The 16,272-nt window shown below is 67.2% G+C and carries 15 protein-coding genes; 5 read left to right on the forward strand and 10 right to left on the reverse strand.

The genetic code is table 11. The features are described from left to right. The 5 genes from EPO41_RS00170 to EPO41_RS00190 form a co-directional block, all read left to right on the forward strand. Positions 1–1,225 (forward strand): acyl-CoA dehydrogenase family protein (locus tag EPO41_RS00170; protein ID WP_296319003.1); only part of this gene is annotated, 1,225 nt, incomplete at its 5' end. Positions 1,226–1,244: 19 nt separating this feature from the next. Further along, entirely contained in the window at positions 1,245–2,165 is a 921-nt protein-coding gene (locus EPO41_RS00175) for a DMT family transporter (protein ID WP_296319005.1), read from the forward strand. 8 nt (positions 2,166–2,173) lie between these two features. Continuing rightward, on the forward strand, positions 2,174–2,803 hold the full coding sequence (hisB, locus tag EPO41_RS00180; RefSeq protein ID WP_296319007.1) for an imidazoleglycerol-phosphate dehydratase HisB: 630 nt from the start codon (positions 2,174–2,176) through the stop codon (positions 2,801–2,803). Between the two features lie 213 nt (positions 2,804–3,016). Next, the gene (gene hisH, locus EPO41_RS00185) at positions 3,017–3,658 is read left to right on the forward strand and encodes an imidazole glycerol phosphate synthase subunit HisH (RefSeq protein ID WP_296319009.1); all 642 of its coding nucleotides are present in this window, start codon (positions 3,017–3,019) and stop codon (positions 3,656–3,658) included. 22 nt (positions 3,659–3,680) lie between these two features. Next, positions 3,681–4,505 (forward strand): hypothetical protein, encoded by an 825-nt coding sequence (locus tag EPO41_RS00190; RefSeq protein ID WP_296319011.1) that lies wholly within the window; start codon positions 3,681–3,683, stop codon positions 4,503–4,505. Positions 4,506–4,518: 13 nt separating this feature from the next. Here the strand turns inward: EPO41_RS00190 and EPO41_RS00195 are convergent, their stop codons facing one another. The 10 genes from EPO41_RS00195 to EPO41_RS00240 form a co-directional block, all read right to left on the reverse strand. Then, the gene (locus EPO41_RS00195; RefSeq protein WP_296319013.1) at positions 4,519–5,511 is read right to left on the reverse strand and encodes a GTP-binding protein; all 993 of its coding nucleotides are present in this window, start codon (positions 5,509–5,511) and stop codon (positions 4,519–4,521) included. Next, positions 5,504–5,833 carry a hypothetical protein gene (locus tag EPO41_RS00200; RefSeq protein WP_296319015.1) on the reverse strand — a complete coding sequence of 110 codons (330 nt, stop codon included), beginning with the start codon at positions 5,831–5,833 and terminating at the stop codon, positions 5,504–5,506. The genes EPO41_RS00195 and EPO41_RS00200 overlap by 8 nt, the downstream gene beginning before the upstream one ends. 2 nt (positions 5,834–5,835) lie before the next feature. Beyond that, complete coding sequence (locus EPO41_RS00205; RefSeq protein WP_296319017.1) at positions 5,836–6,717, reverse strand: polysaccharide deacetylase; 882 nt, start codon at positions 6,715–6,717, stop codon at positions 5,836–5,838. Between the two features lie 62 nt (positions 6,718–6,779). Further along, positions 6,780–8,144, reverse strand: a complete 1,365-nt coding sequence (locus EPO41_RS00210; RefSeq protein WP_296319019.1) for a paraquat-inducible protein A — start codon at positions 8,142–8,144, stop codon at positions 6,780–6,782. Positions 8,145–8,148: 4 nt separating this feature from the next. Further along, positions 8,149–8,742 (reverse strand): PqiC family protein, encoded by a 594-nt coding sequence (locus EPO41_RS00215; protein WP_296319021.1) that lies wholly within the window; start codon positions 8,740–8,742, stop codon positions 8,149–8,151. Then, positions 8,739–10,415: an MlaD family protein gene (locus EPO41_RS00220; protein ID WP_296319024.1), complete on the reverse strand. Its 1,677-nt coding sequence runs from the start codon at positions 10,413–10,415 to the stop codon at positions 8,739–8,741. The genes EPO41_RS00215 and EPO41_RS00220 overlap by 4 nt, the downstream gene beginning before the upstream one ends. Positions 10,416–10,506: 91 nt before the next feature. After that, positions 10,507–13,386 (reverse strand): DNA translocase FtsK, encoded by a 2,880-nt coding sequence (locus tag EPO41_RS00225; RefSeq protein WP_296319026.1) that lies wholly within the window; start codon positions 13,384–13,386, stop codon positions 10,507–10,509. Positions 13,387–13,401: 15 nt separating this feature from the next. Next, positions 13,402–14,607: an aminotransferase class I/II-fold pyridoxal phosphate-dependent enzyme gene (locus tag EPO41_RS00230; RefSeq protein WP_296319029.1), complete on the reverse strand. Its 1,206-nt coding sequence runs from the start codon at positions 14,605–14,607 to the stop codon at positions 13,402–13,404. Positions 14,608–14,840: 233 nt separating this feature from the next. After that, positions 14,841–15,179, reverse strand: a complete 339-nt coding sequence (locus EPO41_RS00235) for a P-II family nitrogen regulator (protein ID WP_295133713.1) — start codon at positions 15,177–15,179, stop codon at positions 14,841–14,843. A 189-nt stretch (positions 15,180–15,368) separates the two neighbouring features. Next, the coding region (locus tag EPO41_RS00240; protein ID WP_296319031.1) for an ammonium transporter at positions 15,369–16,272 on the reverse strand (904 nt) is incomplete at its 5' end.

Genomic DNA, 16,272 nt, shown 5'->3' on the forward strand with positions numbered 1-16,272 from the left:
GCTCGACGAATTCATCGAGCGCGAGATCCGGCCGCTGGAGCGCGAGAACGACAATATCCGCTTCTTCGACCATCGCCGCGAGCATGCGCGCACCGACTGGGACAATGACGGCCAGCCGCGGCACGAGTGGGAGGAGCTGCTGGCCGAGATGAAGCGCCGCGCCGACAAGGCGGGCCACCTGCGCTTCGGCCTCCCGAAGGCGCTGGGCGGCAAGGACGGGTCCAACCTCGCCATGGCCATCATCCGCGAGCATCTGGCGCACAAGGGGCTCGGCCTGCACAACGACCTGCAGAACGAGAGTTCGATCGTCGGCAACTTCCCGGTGGCCCTGCTGCTGCATCGCTTCGGCACGCAGGAGCAGAAGGACCGCTACATCGAGGGCATGTTCAAGGGTACCGAGCGCATCGGCTTCGGCCTCACCGAGCCGCTGCACGGCTCCGACGCCACCTTCATGGAGACGACCGCGGTCAAGCAGGGCACCGACTGGGTGATCAACGGCATGAAGCGGTTCAACACCGGCATGCATACCGCGACCGTCGACCTCGTCTTCGCGCGCACCTCGGGCAAGTCCGGCGACGCGCGCGGCATCTCCGCGTTCCTGGTGCCGGTGAAGACGCCCGGCTTCAAGATCGAATACATGTGGTGGACGTTCAACATGCCGTCCGACCATGCCGAGGTGTCGCTGACGAACGTCACCGTGCCAGGCTCGACCATGCTGGGCGAGGAAGGCCGCGGCCTCGACGTGGCCCAGACCTTCGTGCACGAGAACCGCATCCGCCAGGCCGCCTCGAGCCTCGGCGCCGCGCAATACTGCATCGACCTGTCGGTGGCCTACGCGAAGAACCGCAAGGTATTCGGCAAGGCGCTGGCGACCAACCAGGCGATCCAGTTCCCGCTGGCGGAGCTGCACACCGAGGCCGAGATGACGCGCGGCCTGGTGCGCAAGACCGCCTGGCATCTCGACCGCGAGCACCACATGAACGTCAGCGAATGGGTGGCGATGTCGAACTACCGCGCCAATCGCCTGGTCTGCGACGCCGCCGACCGTGCCATGCAGGTCCATGGCGGCGTCGGTTACTCGCGCCACACGCCGTTCGAGCATATTTACCGCCACCACCGCCGCTACCGCATCACCGAGGGTTCGGAAGAGATCCAGATCCGCCGCGTCGCCGGCGCCCTGTTCGGCTTCTGGGGCGCGCAGAAGACGTCGACGGCGGCGAAGTAGAGGGGTCGACCTCCCCCGCATGACGGACAAGTCAAAGAGGGGTCGCCGCTACACCGGCGACCTCGTCATGTTCGGCACGGCCATGCTGATGGGATCGAGCTATCCCTTCGCCAAGGACGTGCTGCAGGTCATGAGCCCGCTGCTCTACAGCGGCTCCCGCTACCTGGTCGCCAGCCTCTTCCTGTTCGCCGCCATGGCCCTGATGCGCCGGCCGCTCGGGCTGGCGCGGCGCGACTGGCTGCCGCTGTTCCTATTGTCGCTGATCGGCGTCACGCTGTTCCAGGCCTGCTGGGGCCTCGCCATGACGCGCACCGCGCCGAGCGTCGGTTCGATCGTGATGACCACGACCACCGCCTTCTCGGCGATCCTCGCCTGGTTCGGCGGGCGACGGCTGCCGACGCTGGGCTGGGCCGGCATCGCGCTGGCCTTCGCAGGGGTCGTGCTGGTGGTGAATAACAGCCTCGACAGAGTCACCCTGTCGTTCGGCAGCCTCGACGGCACACTCCTCTGGATGCTCTCCGCCTTCGCCTGGGCGCTCTATGTCGAACGCTGCGCGCCCTACAATCAGCGGCTGGGCGCGCTACCGGTCATGGCCTGGACGACCCTGTTTGGCTCGCTGGTGCTCGTGCCGATTTCGCTCGCCTTCGATTCCCTGGGCGAATTCGCGAAGCTCGACGACCGGCTGCTGGGCTTCTGGCTCTACACCGCCATCTTCCCGGTGGGCGTCGCCTTCCTCGGCCTGACGGCCGGCCTGGAGCGGCTCGGGGTCAGCCGGGTCATGGTCTACATGTACCTGATCCCGGTGGCCGGCGTCGGCCTGTCGGCCGCCTTCTTCGGCGACCCGCTGACCGCGGCCCGCGTGCTGGGCGGGCTGATCGTGCTGGCCGGCGTCATTCTGACGCGTGTGGCGCTCGACCGGGCCGCCCGCGTTCCTGTATGAACCTCCCCATGGCCACGACCCAGCCCTCCCTGACGACGCCCGGCAGCGGCGGACGACGCGCGTCCGTGGACCGCGCGACCAAGGAAACCCGCATCTCCGCCGCCATCAACCTGGACGGCACCGGCGTCTACGACGTCAAAACCGGCATTGGCTTCCTCGACCATATGCTGGAGCAGCTCTCGCGCCACAGCCTGATCGACATCACGCTGCGTGCCGAAGGCGACCTGCACATCGACTATCACCACACGACGGAAGACACCGGCATCGTGCTGGGCGAGTGCCTGTCCAAGGCGCTGGGCGACCGCAAGGGCATCCGCCGCTACGGCAGCGCCACCATCCCGATGGACGAGACGCTGACCGAGGTGGCGCTCGACGTGTCGAACCGGCCGTACCTGATCTGGAAGGTGAATTTCACCCGGGACAAGCTCGGCACGATGGACACCGAACTGTTCAAGGAATGGTTCCAGGCTTTCGCCCAGCTCGGCGGCCTGACGCTGCATGTGTGGAACCACTACGGCGAGAACAACCACCACATCGTCGAGACCTGCTTCAAGGGCATCGCGCGGGCGCTGAGAGTCGCGGTCGAAATCGACCCGCGCCAGACGACGGCCGTGCCTAGCACCAAGGGCGTGCTGTAGCGCCATGACTCTCATCGCCGCTCTTTCTCCTCTCCCCCGCTCGGCGGGGGAGAGGAAGGGGCCCATTGCGCAGCAATGGGAAGGTGAGGTGGTGCCCGATACGAAAGCGATGAGGGTCGAGAGATCGAAGACCCACCTCACCCTCCCCGCTTCGCGGGTCCCCTCCCTCTCCCCCCGCTGCGCGGGCGGAGAGGGCGTTTTGGACAAGACATCATGACAGTCGCCATCGTCGATTACGGGTCCGGCAACCTGCGCTCCGCCGCCAAGGCCTTCGAGCGCGCCGCACGCGAGGCCGGCACGCATGAGCGCGTGCTCGTGACCTCGTCGCCGGCCGAGGTCGCCGCCGCCGACCGCATCGTGCTGCCGGGCGTCGGCGCCTTCGCCGACTGCCGCGCCGGCCTCTACGCCGTGCCGGGCATGGTCGACACCCTGCAGCGCGAGGTGATCGAGCGCGGCAAGCCGTTCCTCGGCATCTGCGTCGGCATGCAGCTCATGGCCACACGCGGCGTCGAATACGGCATCCATGCCGGGCTCGACTGGATCGCCGGCGACGTGGTGCGTATCGAGCCGGGCAAGGACCACCTCAAGATTCCGCACATGGGCTGGAACGAGCTGACGGATCTCAGGCCGCATGCGCTGCTCGAAGGCATCGCGCCGCGTGCCCACGCCTACTTCGTGCATTCTTTCCAGCTCGCGGCCAGCAAGCCCGAGACGGTCCTGGCGCTGACCGACTATGGCGGTCCGGTCACGGCCGTCGTCGGCCGCGACAATCTCGCGGGCACGCAGTTCCATCCCGAGAAGAGCCAGGCGACCGGATTGCGGCTGATCGCCAACTTCCTGCGCTGGAAACCCTGAGCTCCGCCGGAAACTTCGAAGCATGTCCCTCGGCCCCTTCGATGCATTGTTTGCGTTCCTTCAGACGCACGCCAACGGCAACCTCCATCTCGCCGGCCTGTTCGTCCTGTTGTTACTTCTGGCGTCCCTGGAGTTAGGGCTGCAATTCGGCAAGTTCATCGCGCGCCGGCGCACGCCCACGGACGGCGAGAAATCATCGGTCAACTTCGCAACGGCGGGCGTGATGGGCTTGCTGGCGTTCCTGCTCGGTGTCTCGCTTTCGATGGCATCTGATCGCTACCAGCAGCGCCGGGACTCGGTCCTGGCCGAAGCCAATGCGATAGGGACGGCCTGGCTGCGCGCGACTGTGGCGACCGGCGCGGAGGGCGCGACGATGCAACGCCTGCTGCGTGACTATACCGAGACGCGCATCGCCGTGGTGCGCGGCAGCGCCGATCCGGCGGAGGTCGACCGCCTCAACCAGCGGACCAACAGCCTCCAGAACGAACTCTGGCAGATGGCGCGCACGGTCGCCGAGCGCTCGCCGACGCCGATCTCGGGACTGCTGCTTTCCTCGCTCAACGAGATGATCGACCTGTCGCTCACCAACCGGCGCAACTTCACCAGCCATGTGCCGGCCTACGTCCTGCGGCTCCTGCTGACGGTCTCGATCTTTGCGGTGGGCGCGGTGGGCTACGGTTTCGGCCTGGTGGGCAGCCGCCAGCCGGGACTGTCCGTGCTGCTGCTCGGCGTCTGGACGCTCGCCATTGTGCTGATCATCGACATCGACCGGCCGCAGACCGGCGAAGTCCGGGTCGATCCCTCCCCGCTCGTCTGGACGCTGCAGGGTTTCGGGCCGGCGAAGTAGCCACACCGCCGGTTCATCTGCGCAGAAACGCCCGCAGGGAGCCTTCGATCGCGGCAGGTTCGAGGCCGTCGACGATGAATACCAGTCGGGAGCGGCGCTCGTCGTCGGGCCAGGCGGCCATGTGCACCGGCGGATGCACGAGATACTGCACGCCGTGGATCGCCACCGGCGCATCGCTGCCTTCAACGTTCAGCATGCCCTTCACGCGCAGCACCTTCTCGCCGTGCCGGTTGAGCAGCATGGTCAGCCACAGGCCAAAGCGCGTCCAATCGACGGTTTCGTCGAGCGCGAGCACAAAGGCCTGCACGCCCGCGCCATGCGCTTGCGCACCCTCCTCGACCGTGAACCAGCGCCGCGCCGCCTCGGCTCGTGCGGAGGCGGCGAAGAGATCGTGCGCCAGCAGCGCATCGGCTCGGATCGGCTCCTCCGCCGCGCGGACCAGCGGCGCCGATGGATTGATCGTGCGCAGGCGCGCGACCAGGGCTTCGGCCTGGGCACCCGTGACGAGATCGCTCTTGGTCAGCACCAGCCGATCCGCGACGGCCGCCTGCTTCACGCTCTCGGGGCGGCGGTCGAGCTGCGAGCCTCCGTTCACCGCATCGATCGTGGTGACGATGTTGCCCCAGCGGAAATGGTGGCGCAGTACCGGATCGGCCTGCACGGTCGACAGGATCGGGAACGGGTCTGCGAGTCCCGTGCTCTCGACCGCCAGCCGCCGGAAGGGCGGCACCTCGCCGCGCTCGCGCCTTCCATGCAGGTCGCGGATCGCCGCCGACAGCTCGCCGCGGATCGTGCAGCACAGGCAGCCCGACGGCAGCAGCACCATGGTGTCGTCGATCCGGTCGAGCAGGTGATGGTCGAGCCCGACCTCCCCGAACTCGTTGATCAGCACCGCCGTGTCGGCCATCGCCGGATCGTCCAGCAGGCGTTGCAGCAGCGTCGTCTTGCCCGATCCCAGGAAACCCGTGATCAGGTTGACCGGCGTGAAGGCCGGCACGTCATCCATGGTCGTCCCGCAGGCGCGCGATCACGGCGGGATCGAGCGGATCGCAGGGCCTTCCGGCGAGCTTCTCGGCCGCGGCCCAGAGATGGGCGAGATTGTCGACCAGCTCGCTCTTGCCGGTCGCCGTCGACAGCACGAACGACGCGCCCTGCCAGTCGGAAAGCGACAGGCCGTAGAGTTTCAGGATGCGGTTGGCGACCGCCACGCGGGCCATGCGCTCGCGCCGCCGGGCGAGGCCATCGGTGTTTCGGGTGAATACGCCGGGGCGCGGGGCCGCGTCGGTCCAGTGACCGTCGCCGCCCAGCACGCCGCAGAGCGCGCACATCGCTACTTCTTGCGTGGCGAGCGCTTGGCGAAGTCGTCGGCCATCTCGTTCATGGTGACGAACTTCACGCCGGGATGGCCCGCCATGTAGTGATAGAGCCGCTCCAGCATCATCAGCACGTGCGGCCGGCCCGAGACGTCGGGATGGATGGTCATGGGGAACACGGCGTATTCGTACTCGCGATAGACCCAGTCGAACTGGTCGCGCCACATCTCCTCGATGTCGCGCGGGTTCACGAAGCCGTGGCTGTTGGGCGACTTCTTGATGAACATCATGGGCGGCAGGTCGTCGAGATACCAGCTCGCCGGAATCTCGATCAGGTCCGTCTCCTGGCCGCGCTGCAGCGGCACCATCCACTCGCGCGGCTTCTTCGAGTAATCGATCTTGGTCCAGGCATCGCCGACCCGCACGTAGTAGGGCTGGTGATCGTGATGCATCAGCGAATGGTCGTACTTGATGCCACGCTCCAGCAGCAGCTCGTTGGTGACGGGCGAGAACTCCCACCATGGCGCCACGTAGCCGGTCGGCCGCATGCCCGAGAGCTGCGTCACCAGGTCGATGCACTTGTCGAGGATCTCGGTCTCCTGCTCGCGCGTCATGGCGATCGGGTTCTCATGGCTGTAGCCGTGGATGCCGATCTCGTGGCCGGCATCGGCCACCGCCTTCATCTCCTTCGGGAACGTCTCGATCGAATGGCCGGGGATGAACCAGGTCGTCTTGATGCCCAGCCGATCGAACATCCTGAGAAGGCGCGGGCTGCCGACTTCGCCGGCGAACAGGCCACGCGAGATGTCGTCGGGCGAATCCTCTCCTCCGTAGCTGCCCAGCCAGCCCGCCACCGCATCCACGTCGACGCCGAAGCCACACAGAATTTCCTTGGCCATGGTCGCTCCTCCTCGTTTTCAACGGCGGAAGCTCAGCAAGAAACGCGCCTCGATTGCCCCCTTCAACCTGAACTGACAACCGCCACGTCGCTGGTGCGACTCGCCGCCGAGGGCCGCGACTTGCGGTGCGGATTGCGCGCAGCGGCATCCCACATGAGGCGTGGATCGAAGGCTTCGGCGGCGAAGATGGTGACGATGACCACGGCGCAGAAGGCGAGCGCACCCATGCCGGGATCGATCGTGACCGCGCGGCCGAACTGGACCAGCGCACCCAGCAGCGATTCCATGAAGATGTCGACCATCGACCAGCGGCCGATCCAGGCCACGATCCAGTAAAGCTTCGTGCGCTGGCGCAGCAGAAAGCCGGCCTTCTCCGCCGTGCCACTGAGCGAGGTCGCGCCGATCATGCTGACGAGACCGATCAGCTTGAACAGCGGCACCAAAACGCTGGCAAAGAAGACCAGCAGCGCCAGCGGATACATCCTGGACGAGACCAGCTCCTCGACGCCGCCCAAGATGGTGCTGGGCTCGCCGGAGCCGAGCTGGATCACCGTCAGCACCGGGTAGATGTTGGCCGGGATGTAGAGCACGGCGCCTGCGAGCACGAGGGCCAGGGTACGGTTCAGGCTGTCGGGCTTGCGCTCGTGCACGCGCGCACCGCAGCGCGGACAACGCCCGTCATGCTCGGCCGGCACGCAGACCAGATGGCACTCCTCGCACCCCGCCGCGCCCGGCCGATACTCCAGCGGCGCGGTCGGCGGCATCGGCGCATGGGTCTGGCCGCGGCGCTCGATCTCCTCCCAGACCGCCTGCGGGTCGAGCGACAGCTCGGCCCAGACGATCACGACGGTGAGAACGGCCAGCGCATAGACCGCCGGTCCGAGCTCGATCGTCACGAGGTCGCCCAGCTTGGTGTAGGCCACGAAAACGCCCAGCAGCAGCACTTCGAGCATCGCCCAGGTGCCCATGCGCCGAGAGATCAGGAAGACGCCGCGCAGGTTGGGCGGCAGGGTCCGCATGCGCAGGCCGACCAGCACGTAAAGCGTGCCGGCGAACTTGATGAGCGGCGCAAACGCCGTGGTGAAGGAGACGGCGATGGCGAGGGGCCACAGGCCGTGGCGCACCAGCTCTGCAGGGCCCGAGAGGATGGTGGTCTCGTGCACGATGCCCGCGGTCGAGACCTTCATCAGCATCGCAAGCCACAGGATGGCGAACAGGACCAGCGAGGCGAAGGTGAGCGCCAGGCAATGGCCCGTCGGGTCGGCGCGGGTGGCCCGCAGCGGCGTGCCGCAGCGCTCGCAGTCGGAACGCATGTTGGCCGCCATCGCCGGCACGATCTGGAACAGGCCGCAGCCATGACATTCGCGGAGCTGCGGCGGCGTCACGAGGGGACCCGGATCGCGTCGCACGGCGAAGGCCCGCAGCATGGCGCTACTGGAGAAGCGTCGCGATGCCGTCCGACAACTCGCCGAGCGCGTCGCTCATGGCGGCGACGTGGCCCGGCGTATCGACCGTCGGTACGGGCTTCGAGATCGAGAAATTGCGCGCCGCCGTCCGGGTCGGCCGGTTGAACTGGATGGCGACCTGCGCCAGCAGGACGACGTTGCCGGCCTTGTCGGCGTCGAAGCGCTGGATGTCGATGCCGACGGTGGCGTAAGGGTCCATCGTGATCGAACCGGCTTCGCTATAGACCTTGCTGCCTGGCAGGCGCTGCGACAGTTCGAGGACGATGGTGCGCGACAGCATCCCGCCCATCGGCTCGCCCCACCAGGCGTTGGCGCGGACGTCGAGCTTGAAGTCCTCGGTCGAGCGGACGATCTCCTTGCGATCGAGATAGCCCGGCAGGCCGATGTCGCGCACCTGCACGATGCGCGGGCCGCGGGCCTGCACCGGACCCGGCCGCACCGCGAGCGTGTAGAGGACCGGTTCCGGCGAGGAGCCGCAGGCCTGGAGGGCCGGCGCCGCGAGCACCGGAAGGGCGAGGAGGCCGAAATGCCGGCGGCCGAGGCGACGAGTGTTGGTCATTCCTTGCCCGTGTTGGTGCGACCCTTGATCAGGGCCTCGGGGTGACGCGACAGCAGGTCGGCCAGGGCGCGGATCGAGCGTGCGGCGTCGGTGATCTGGGGCAGCAGGCGGTCGAGGTCGCGGTGGAACTTCGACGTGTCGCCGTATCCCTTGTCGACCGAGCCGATCAGGCGGTTGGCCTTGGTGACGGCCTCCTGCAGCTGCAGCGCGATGTCGGGCAGGCGCTTCAGGGCCGGCGTTCCCTCGACGTCGAGCTTCCGGGCGATGTCCTGGACCTCGATCATCGCCTTCTCGAGAGCCGCCAGGGTCGCCTTGATCTGCGGCCCGTTCACCAACTGGTCGATCCCGACGGAGGCGCCGACCAGGCTGTTGCCGATCTTGTCGAAGTCGATGCGATTGATCTTGCTCAGGAGCTCGCTGGCCGACGCGGTGATGCTGTCGAAGCCGCCGATCTCGGCGGCCGGAATGACATAGTGGCCACCTTCCTCGGCGAGTTCGCCCGGCTTGGCGTCGGGCACGACCTCCAGCGATATGATCTTCTGCGGACTGATCAGGCTCGGCGCCTGCAGGGTCGCGCGCAGGCCGCGCTTGATCATCTCCTCGGCGACGTTGATGGGCTCCATCCCCTGCGCCTTGGCAAGGTTGCTGACCCTGCCGGCCTCGACCCGGTAGTGGATCGGCGCGACGACCCGGTCGGTCTTCGGATCGTAGACCAGCCCGACGCGGGTGACCTCGCCGATCTTGAGGCCATGGAACCTGACCTCGGCGCCCACCGTCACGCCCGCGACCGAACCGGGAAAATAGGAGATCAGCTTGATCTGCTGGCCGAATCCCGCCGACTTGGCTTCTTCGATGTTGGCGTAGAGCTTGAAGCGCTGGCCGGACGGGCTGATCGGCGCCGTCGAATCGTGCGCCGTATCGAAGGCAATGCCGCCCAGCAGGATGGCCCGCAGCGATTCCATCTCGATGTTGATGCCATTGGCGCCGAGCGAGATCGACAGGCCCGAGGCGTTCCAGAAGTTGGAGTCGTTGCGCACGTAGCGGTCGTACGGCGCGCGCACGAAGGCATGGATGGCGACGCGGCTGGCGAGATCGTGCAGGTCCCAGCCCAGCACGGTGCCGACCTCGATGTCGCGGAAGAAAATCGGGGCGCCGAGGCTGATCGAGCCCAGTCGATGCGAGTCGAGCCGGAACGTCGTGCCTTTCACCGAGGCCTGCAGGATGGGCGGATCCTCCTGGCCGACGAAATCGCGCTTTGTTGCGGCCGGTTCGGAGGACGGACGCATGCCGATATAGGAGCCGGACAGGATGGTCTCGAGGCCGGAGATGTTGCCGGCGAAGAGCTGCGGCTTCACCACCCAGAATATCGTCTTGTCGGTGAGCAGCGACTCGGCCTCCTTTACCGTCTCGATCGTCACCAGCACCTTCGACAGGTCGGGGGCGATGGTGATGGTCTTCACCGTCCCCATGACGACGTTGCGGTACTTGAGCTGCGACTGACCGGCCGTGAGGCCGGCGGCCGTGTCGAAGGACACGGTGATCACGGGACCTCGCTTGGAGAAGGCGTCCCAGGCGAGCCAGCCGGCAATCAGCGCCGTCACGATGGGCACGAGCCAGACCAGCGGGAAACGGCGGCGACGTCGGACCGAAGCCGCCCCCACGGCACTTCGCACACCGGGAGTGTCCGGGGCGGGGGTCCCGGAAGCGGATCCGGGCGGGGCTTGCTCGTTCATCGTACCTCGTTCGCCCCCTTGGACGGGACGCTCAGCGTTCCCGGTCGTCGATGTCGCGGGCCAGGACCTCGCGCTTGCCGACATGATTCGCGGCGCTGACTACGCCCTCGCGCTCCATGCGCTCGACGATGCGGGCGGCCCTGTTATAGCCGATCTGGAGGTAACGTTGGATGAAAGACGTGCTGCACTTTCGCTCGCGGGCGACCAGGGCGATGGCCTGGTCGTAGAGCTGGTCGCTCTCGCCTTCCTCGGCATCGCCCGGCACCCCGGTCCCCGAGCCCTCGCCGTCGGGATCGTCGGTGACCGATTCGATGTAGGCCGGCGCGCCCTGGGCCCGCAGGTGACGCACGACCTCCTCGACCTCGCCGTCGCTGACGAACGGGCCGTGGACACGGGCGATCTTGCCGCCGCCGGCCATGTAGAGCATGTCGCCCTGCCCCAGCAGTTGCTCGCCGCCCTGCTCCCCCAGGATGGTGCGGCTGTCGATCTTGGACGTCACCTGGAAGGAGATGCGGGTCGGGAAATTGGCCTTGATGGTGCCGGTGATGACGTCGACCGACGGACGCTGGGTGGCCATCACGACATGGATGCCGGCGGCGCGCGCCATCTGCGCCAGGCGCTGCACGGTGGCCTCGATTTCCTTGCCCGCGACCAGCATCAGGTCGGCCATCTCGTCGATGATGACGACGATGAAGGGCAGCGGCGTCAGGTCCATCTCTTCGTCTTCGAAGGTCGGCTTGCGCGTCTCGGGATCGATGCCGGTCTGGACCTTGCGGGTGAGTACTCCACCCTTGCGCGCCGTCTCGGCGAGCTTCTCGTTGTAGCCCGCGATGTTGCGCACGGCGACCGCGCTCATGGCGCGATAGCGATCCTCCATCTCGCGTACCACCCACTTCAGGGCGACGATGGCCTTGCGCGGTTCGGTGACGACGGGCGTCAGCAGGTGCGGGATGTCCTGGTAGACACTCAGCTCCAGCATCTTGGGGTCGATCATGATGAAGCGGCACTGATTCGGCGTGAGCCGGTAGAGCAGCGACAGGATCATGGTGTTGACCGCCACCGACTTGCCCGAGCCGGTGGTGCCGCCGATCAGCAGATGCGGCATGCGCGCCAGGTCGGCGATGACCGGATCGCCGCCGATGTCCTTGCCCAGCGCCAGCGGCAACGCGAGGCGGCCATCCTCGTAGTGCTTGGTCGACAGGAGCTCGCGCAGGAACACCGTCTCGCGCTTGGCGTTGGGCAGCTCGATACCGATGACGTTGCGCCCCGGCACCGTGGCGACGCGCGCGGAGACGGCGCTCATCGAGCGGGCGATGTCGTCGGCGAGACCGATCACGCGGCTCGACTTGGTGCCGGGCGCGGGCTCGAGTTCGTAAAGCGTCACGACCGGACCCGGCCGTACCTTCACGATCTGTCCCTTGACGCCGAAATCGTCGAGCACCGTCTCGAGCAGGCGCGCATTCTGCTCCAGCGCTTCCTCGTCGATCTTGGGCTGGGCGTTGACCCTCGAGGGCAGCGACAGGATGTCGAGCGGCGGCAACTGGTACTCGGCCCCGAGAGCCAGCTCGCGTTGCCCGGCCTTGGCGGCGCGCTTGCCCTGCGGCGCGGCCGACTTCCGCGGCACGATCTTCACGCCCGAGGGGGCCGGCGGCGCGGCGGCCGGCTGCCCGACGTCGAGCGCATTGTCGGGCGTGAACGGATTCTCGTCGGTCTCTTCGTCCGTCCCCTCATCGGCGACCGGCAGGTGCGGCGGCGCGACCGCAACCGGCGGCGGCGCCTCGAACTCCTCGTCGGCAATCGGCTGCCGGTAGTGCGTCGCCGGCAAAGGCGGCGACTCGGCGTCGTAACCACCGAAGCCCGGTTCGATCCGTTCCGCCGTCGCCGCGTTGGCCGTCGTCGGGCGCCGCATGAAGGGCTCGATGCGCAGGCCGCCCGTCAGGCGACTGAGGAAGGTGCGCTCCTGCACGTGGGAAGGGGCTGCCTCGTCCAGCACCGGCGGGTGCATGCGAACACCGCCGGGCACGTCGGGGATGTCGTCGGCCGGCCGCTCGATCGGGGCATAGGGCGCATCGACCATCAACGAGTCGCGTGCCGGCAGCACCGCGCCTTCCTCGGGGATCTGCTCGTAGCGGTTCTCAAAGCGCGCCGGATCGTACTGGCTGGCATCGATCTCGCCCGGGATCTCGGCATAGCCAATGTGAGGCGCCGGCGGCTCGTTCTCTTCCTCATGTGCCTGCGGCTTGCCGCGCCACAGGTCCACGGCCGCGCGCATGCCCCACGCGACCCACAGGAAGGGTGCGCGCAGGATGCGGAAGATCAGCGGCAGGTCGGTGCGGTTCATGCCGAGCGCCGGCGCCATCGCGATGAAGGCGAGGGCTGCCGCCGCAGGCTCGATCAGGGTGAGCGCGCCGCCGCTCGAATGGGTGAGGACCAGCTCGCGGAAACGGCCGACCAGGGCGAGGCCGACCAGGCCGCCCGGCCCGGCATGAGTGGCGGCAGCGCCCACGTCGCCCAGGCCGACGCAGGCCACGCTCATCATCAGCAGCGCCAGCAGGAGCAGCGAGAGACGCAGCCCGAAGAAGCCGAGATGGTGCGTGCGCACCATGCGCACGCCCCACGTGATGAAAGCAACTGGTGCCAGGATGATGGCGAGGCCGAAGGTCTGCAGCAGCAGGTCCGAGATGTAGGCGCCGGGCAGGCCGAGCAGGTTGTTGGGCGCCCGCGCCGTGGCGTGATTGAGCGAGGGATCGCCGGGACTGTAGGTGAACAGCGCCATCATCAGCGCGAGGCCGAAGCCCGCCGTGGCAACGCCGACGATCTCCATCATGCGACGGCGCAGGAAGTCGCGCCCGCCCTCCGGCAGGATGGAGGTCCTGGGCTGCAACGCTGAAGAGACGCTCAGCATGGCCATGCGCGGTTGCGCTCCCTACAGAACGGACGCGAGGCGCTGGAGCCCCTCGCGGGTGGTCTTCTCGTCATGCACCAGCGCCACGCGGATGTAGCGCTGGGAAATGTTGATACCGTTGGTCTCACGGCAGGCATAGGCACCCGGCAGCACCTTGACGTGCGCCTCGCCCCAGAGCTTGCGCGTGGCTTCCTCGCCGTCGCCGACGTCGAGCCACAGGAAGAAGCCGCCGCCCGGTGTGTAGTACGAGAAGCGGTTGTGCAGGATCTGCTCGGCGATCTTGAAATTCTTCACGTACCATTCGCGCGTCTGGACCGGATGCGTCTCCTCGCGCCACAGCGCGGCCGATGCCTTCTGGACAGCAAAGGGAATCTGCGGGCCGCCATAGCTGCGCCAGCGCAGCACCATCGCGACGAGCTTCGGATCGCCGGCCATGAAGCCAGAGCGAAGACCCGCCGCATTCGACCGCTTCGAGAGCGAATGGAAGACCGCGAGATTGCGGAACGGATCCTTGCCGCCGGTCTCGTCGATCTCCAGCGCGGCCTCGAGCGCGCCCGGCGGCGGGGCGCCGGTGTAGATTTCCGCGTAGCATTCGTCGACGGCCAGCACGGCGTCGTACTTGCGGCAAAGCCTCAGCAGCTTCTGCAGATATTCCTTGCTCGCGATCGCGCCCTGCGGATTGGCCGGCGAGCAGAGGTAAACGACCGACAGGCGCTTCCACGTCGCCTCGTCGAGGCTTTCATAGTCCGGCAGGAAGCCGTTCGCCGCCTCGGCGTTCACGAGCAACGGCTCGCCGCCCGAGAGGACCGCGCCGCCGAGATAGGCCTGATAGAAGGGGTTGGGCAGCGCGACAATCGGCTTGGCGCCAGCCTTCTCCTGCGGCGTCGCCACCGTCGAGATGATGTAGACGCCTTCCTTGCTGCCGGCCGTCGGATGGACGTGCACGTTCGGATCGAGCAGGCCCTGGGGCAGCTTGTAGCGCCGCGTCAGCCATTCGCAGATCGCGAGGTTGAGGTCGGGCAGACCCTGGTTGGGCGGGTAGCGATTCCAGCCGTCGACTTCGTCCATCACGATCTGGCGGGCGAAGGCGGGCATCGCCCCCTGCGGTTCGCCGACCGACATGTTGATCATCGACAGATGCGCCGGCGGCGCGATGGGAGCGATGAGGGCATTCAGTCGCGCGAACGGGAAATCGGTCAGCGTCTCTGTAAGGCGCGGATTGAACATTCTCGTTCCCAGTGGGCCAAAACCGGCCAAAAAAAAGCCACGGTGCCGGCCGAGGGCAGCCAGCCTATCGCCATATTCTATGGAACAAATTAGCCAATCACAACAATGGAATAGGCTTGTTTCTTGAGATGAAGGAAGGGCTTGCGGCCCCTTCCCGGCCAACCACAAGCACTAGCTTGGTCATGGCGCCGCAGGGCGGTGGAATTGCCTATTCCGCGATCAGCCGCTCCTGCTCAAAGAGCGTTGGAGCCCGATTCGCCGGTGCGGATGCGTACGGCCTGTTCGACCGGCGTGACGAAAATCTTGCCGTCACCGATCTTGCCGGTGTGTGCCGCCTTCTGGATGGCCTCTACCGCGCGCTCGACCTGGCCGTCGTCGACGACGATCTCGATCTTCACCTTGGGCAGGAAGCTCACGAGATATTCGGCCCCGCGATAGATCTCGGTCTGGCCCTTCTGGCGGCCGAAGCCCTTGACCTCGCTCACCGTCAGACCCGACACGCCGACGCCGGTCAGCGCGTCGCGCACCTCGTCGAGCTTGAACGGTTTGATGATGGCGGACACGAGCTTCATCTGCTTTCCCCTCCTGCCTTTCCGGCTGTCGCAGACAGACTGACGCCTCGCGTTCACGGCGTCAAACGCCGGACAGAAAGAGGGCCCGGCGAGGGACTCGCCGGGCCCGAGGGTCCGCCGCGACACGGTGCGGCGGATGAGAGGGAACCAGGAGGAGAGAGGGGTTCCCGATCTCGAAGAGGAGACGTCCTAGTGGATCGTCTCGCCGTGCAGGTTGATGTCGAGACCCTCGATCTCTTCCTCGGTCGTCACGCGCAGCCCGATCAGGGCATCGACGATCTTGAGGATGATGAAGGTGGCGACCGCGCACCACGCGATGCAGACCAGCGAGCCCCAGAGCTGCGTCAGGACCTGGCCGGCGTTGCCATCGATCAGTCCCTTCTTGCCCTCGCCGCCGATCACTTCCACGGCGAACACGCCGGTCAGGATGGCGCCGACGAAGCCGCCGATGCCGTGCACGCCGAACGCGTCTAGCGAGTCGTCGTAGCCCATCGCCTTCTTGAGGCCGGTGGCGCCCCAGAAGCAGACCAGGCCGGCGACGATGCCGATGGCCAGCGAGCCCATCGGAGTCACGAAGCCCGAGGCCGGAGTGATCGCGACGAGGCCGGCGACCGCACCCGAGATGATGCCGAGGACCGACGGCTTGCCGCGAGTCACCCACTCCGCGAACATCCAGGCCATGGCCGCGGCGGCCGTGGCGAACTGCGTCACCGCCATCGCCATGCCGGCGTTGGGGCTGGCGCCGACGGCGGAGCCGGCGTTGAAGCCGAACCAGCCGACCCACAGGAGGGCCGCGCCGATCACCGAATAGACCAGGTTGAACGGCGCCATGTTCTCGGTGCCGAAGCCCTTGCGCTTGCCGAGCACGAGTGCGCAGACGAGGCCCGCGACACCGGCGTTGATGTGCACGACGGTGCCGCCCGCGAAGTCGAGGACGCCCCAGTCGCCGAGGAAGCCGCCGCCCCACACCCAGTGGGCGATCGGCGCATAGACGATCAGCGACCACAGCGCCATGAACCACATCATCGCCGAGAACTTCATGCGCTCGGCGAAGGCGCCGGCGATCAGGGCCGGCGTGATGATGGCGAAGGTG

Origin of the sequence: Reyranella sp., from assembly GCF_004297265.1 — a bacterium.
In the GTDB taxonomy this organism is placed as follows: Bacteria; Pseudomonadota; Alphaproteobacteria; order Reyranellales; family Reyranellaceae; genus Reyranella.

What these genes read in the sequence shown, in the direction of transcription:
- EPO41_RS00235 (WP_295133713.1), bottom strand. Translation starts at nt 15,179, where the DNA reads ATGAAGCTCGTGTCCGCCATCATCAAACCGTTCAAGCTCGACGAGGTG.
- EPO41_RS00225 (WP_296319026.1), bottom strand. Translation starts at nt 13,386, where the DNA reads ATGGCCATGCTGAGCGTCTCTTCAGCGTTGCAGCCCAGGACCTCCATC.
- EPO41_RS00190 (WP_296319011.1), top strand. Translation starts at nt 3,681, where the DNA reads ATGTCCCTCGGCCCCTTCGATGCATTGTTTGCGTTCCTTCAGACGCAC.
- EPO41_RS00215 (WP_296319021.1), bottom strand. Translation starts at nt 8,742, where the DNA reads ATGACCAACACTCGTCGCCTCGGCCGCCGGCATTTCGGCCTCCTCGCC.
- EPO41_RS00210 (WP_296319019.1), bottom strand. Translation starts at nt 8,144, where the DNA reads ATGCTGCGGGCCTTCGCCGTGCGACGCGATCCGGGTCCCCTCGTGACG.
- EPO41_RS00205 (WP_296319017.1), bottom strand. Translation starts at nt 6,717, where the DNA reads ATGGCCAAGGAAATTCTGTGTGGCTTCGGCGTCGACGTGGATGCGGTG.
- EPO41_RS00200 (WP_296319015.1), bottom strand. Translation starts at nt 5,833, where the DNA reads ATGTGCGCGCTCTGCGGCGTGCTGGGCGGCGACGGTCACTGGACCGAC.
- EPO41_RS00175 (WP_296319005.1), top strand. Translation starts at nt 1,245, where the DNA reads ATGACGGACAAGTCAAAGAGGGGTCGCCGCTACACCGGCGACCTCGTC.
- hisH (WP_296319009.1), top strand. Translation starts at nt 3,017, where the DNA reads ATGACAGTCGCCATCGTCGATTACGGGTCCGGCAACCTGCGCTCCGCC.
- EPO41_RS00230 (WP_296319029.1), bottom strand. Translation starts at nt 14,607, where the DNA reads ATGTTCAATCCGCGCCTTACAGAGACGCTGACCGATTTCCCGTTCGCG.
- hisB (WP_296319007.1), top strand. Translation starts at nt 2,174, where the DNA reads ATGGCCACGACCCAGCCCTCCCTGACGACGCCCGGCAGCGGCGGACGA.
- EPO41_RS00195 (WP_296319013.1), bottom strand. Translation starts at nt 5,511, where the DNA reads ATGGATGACGTGCCGGCCTTCACGCCGGTCAACCTGATCACGGGTTTC.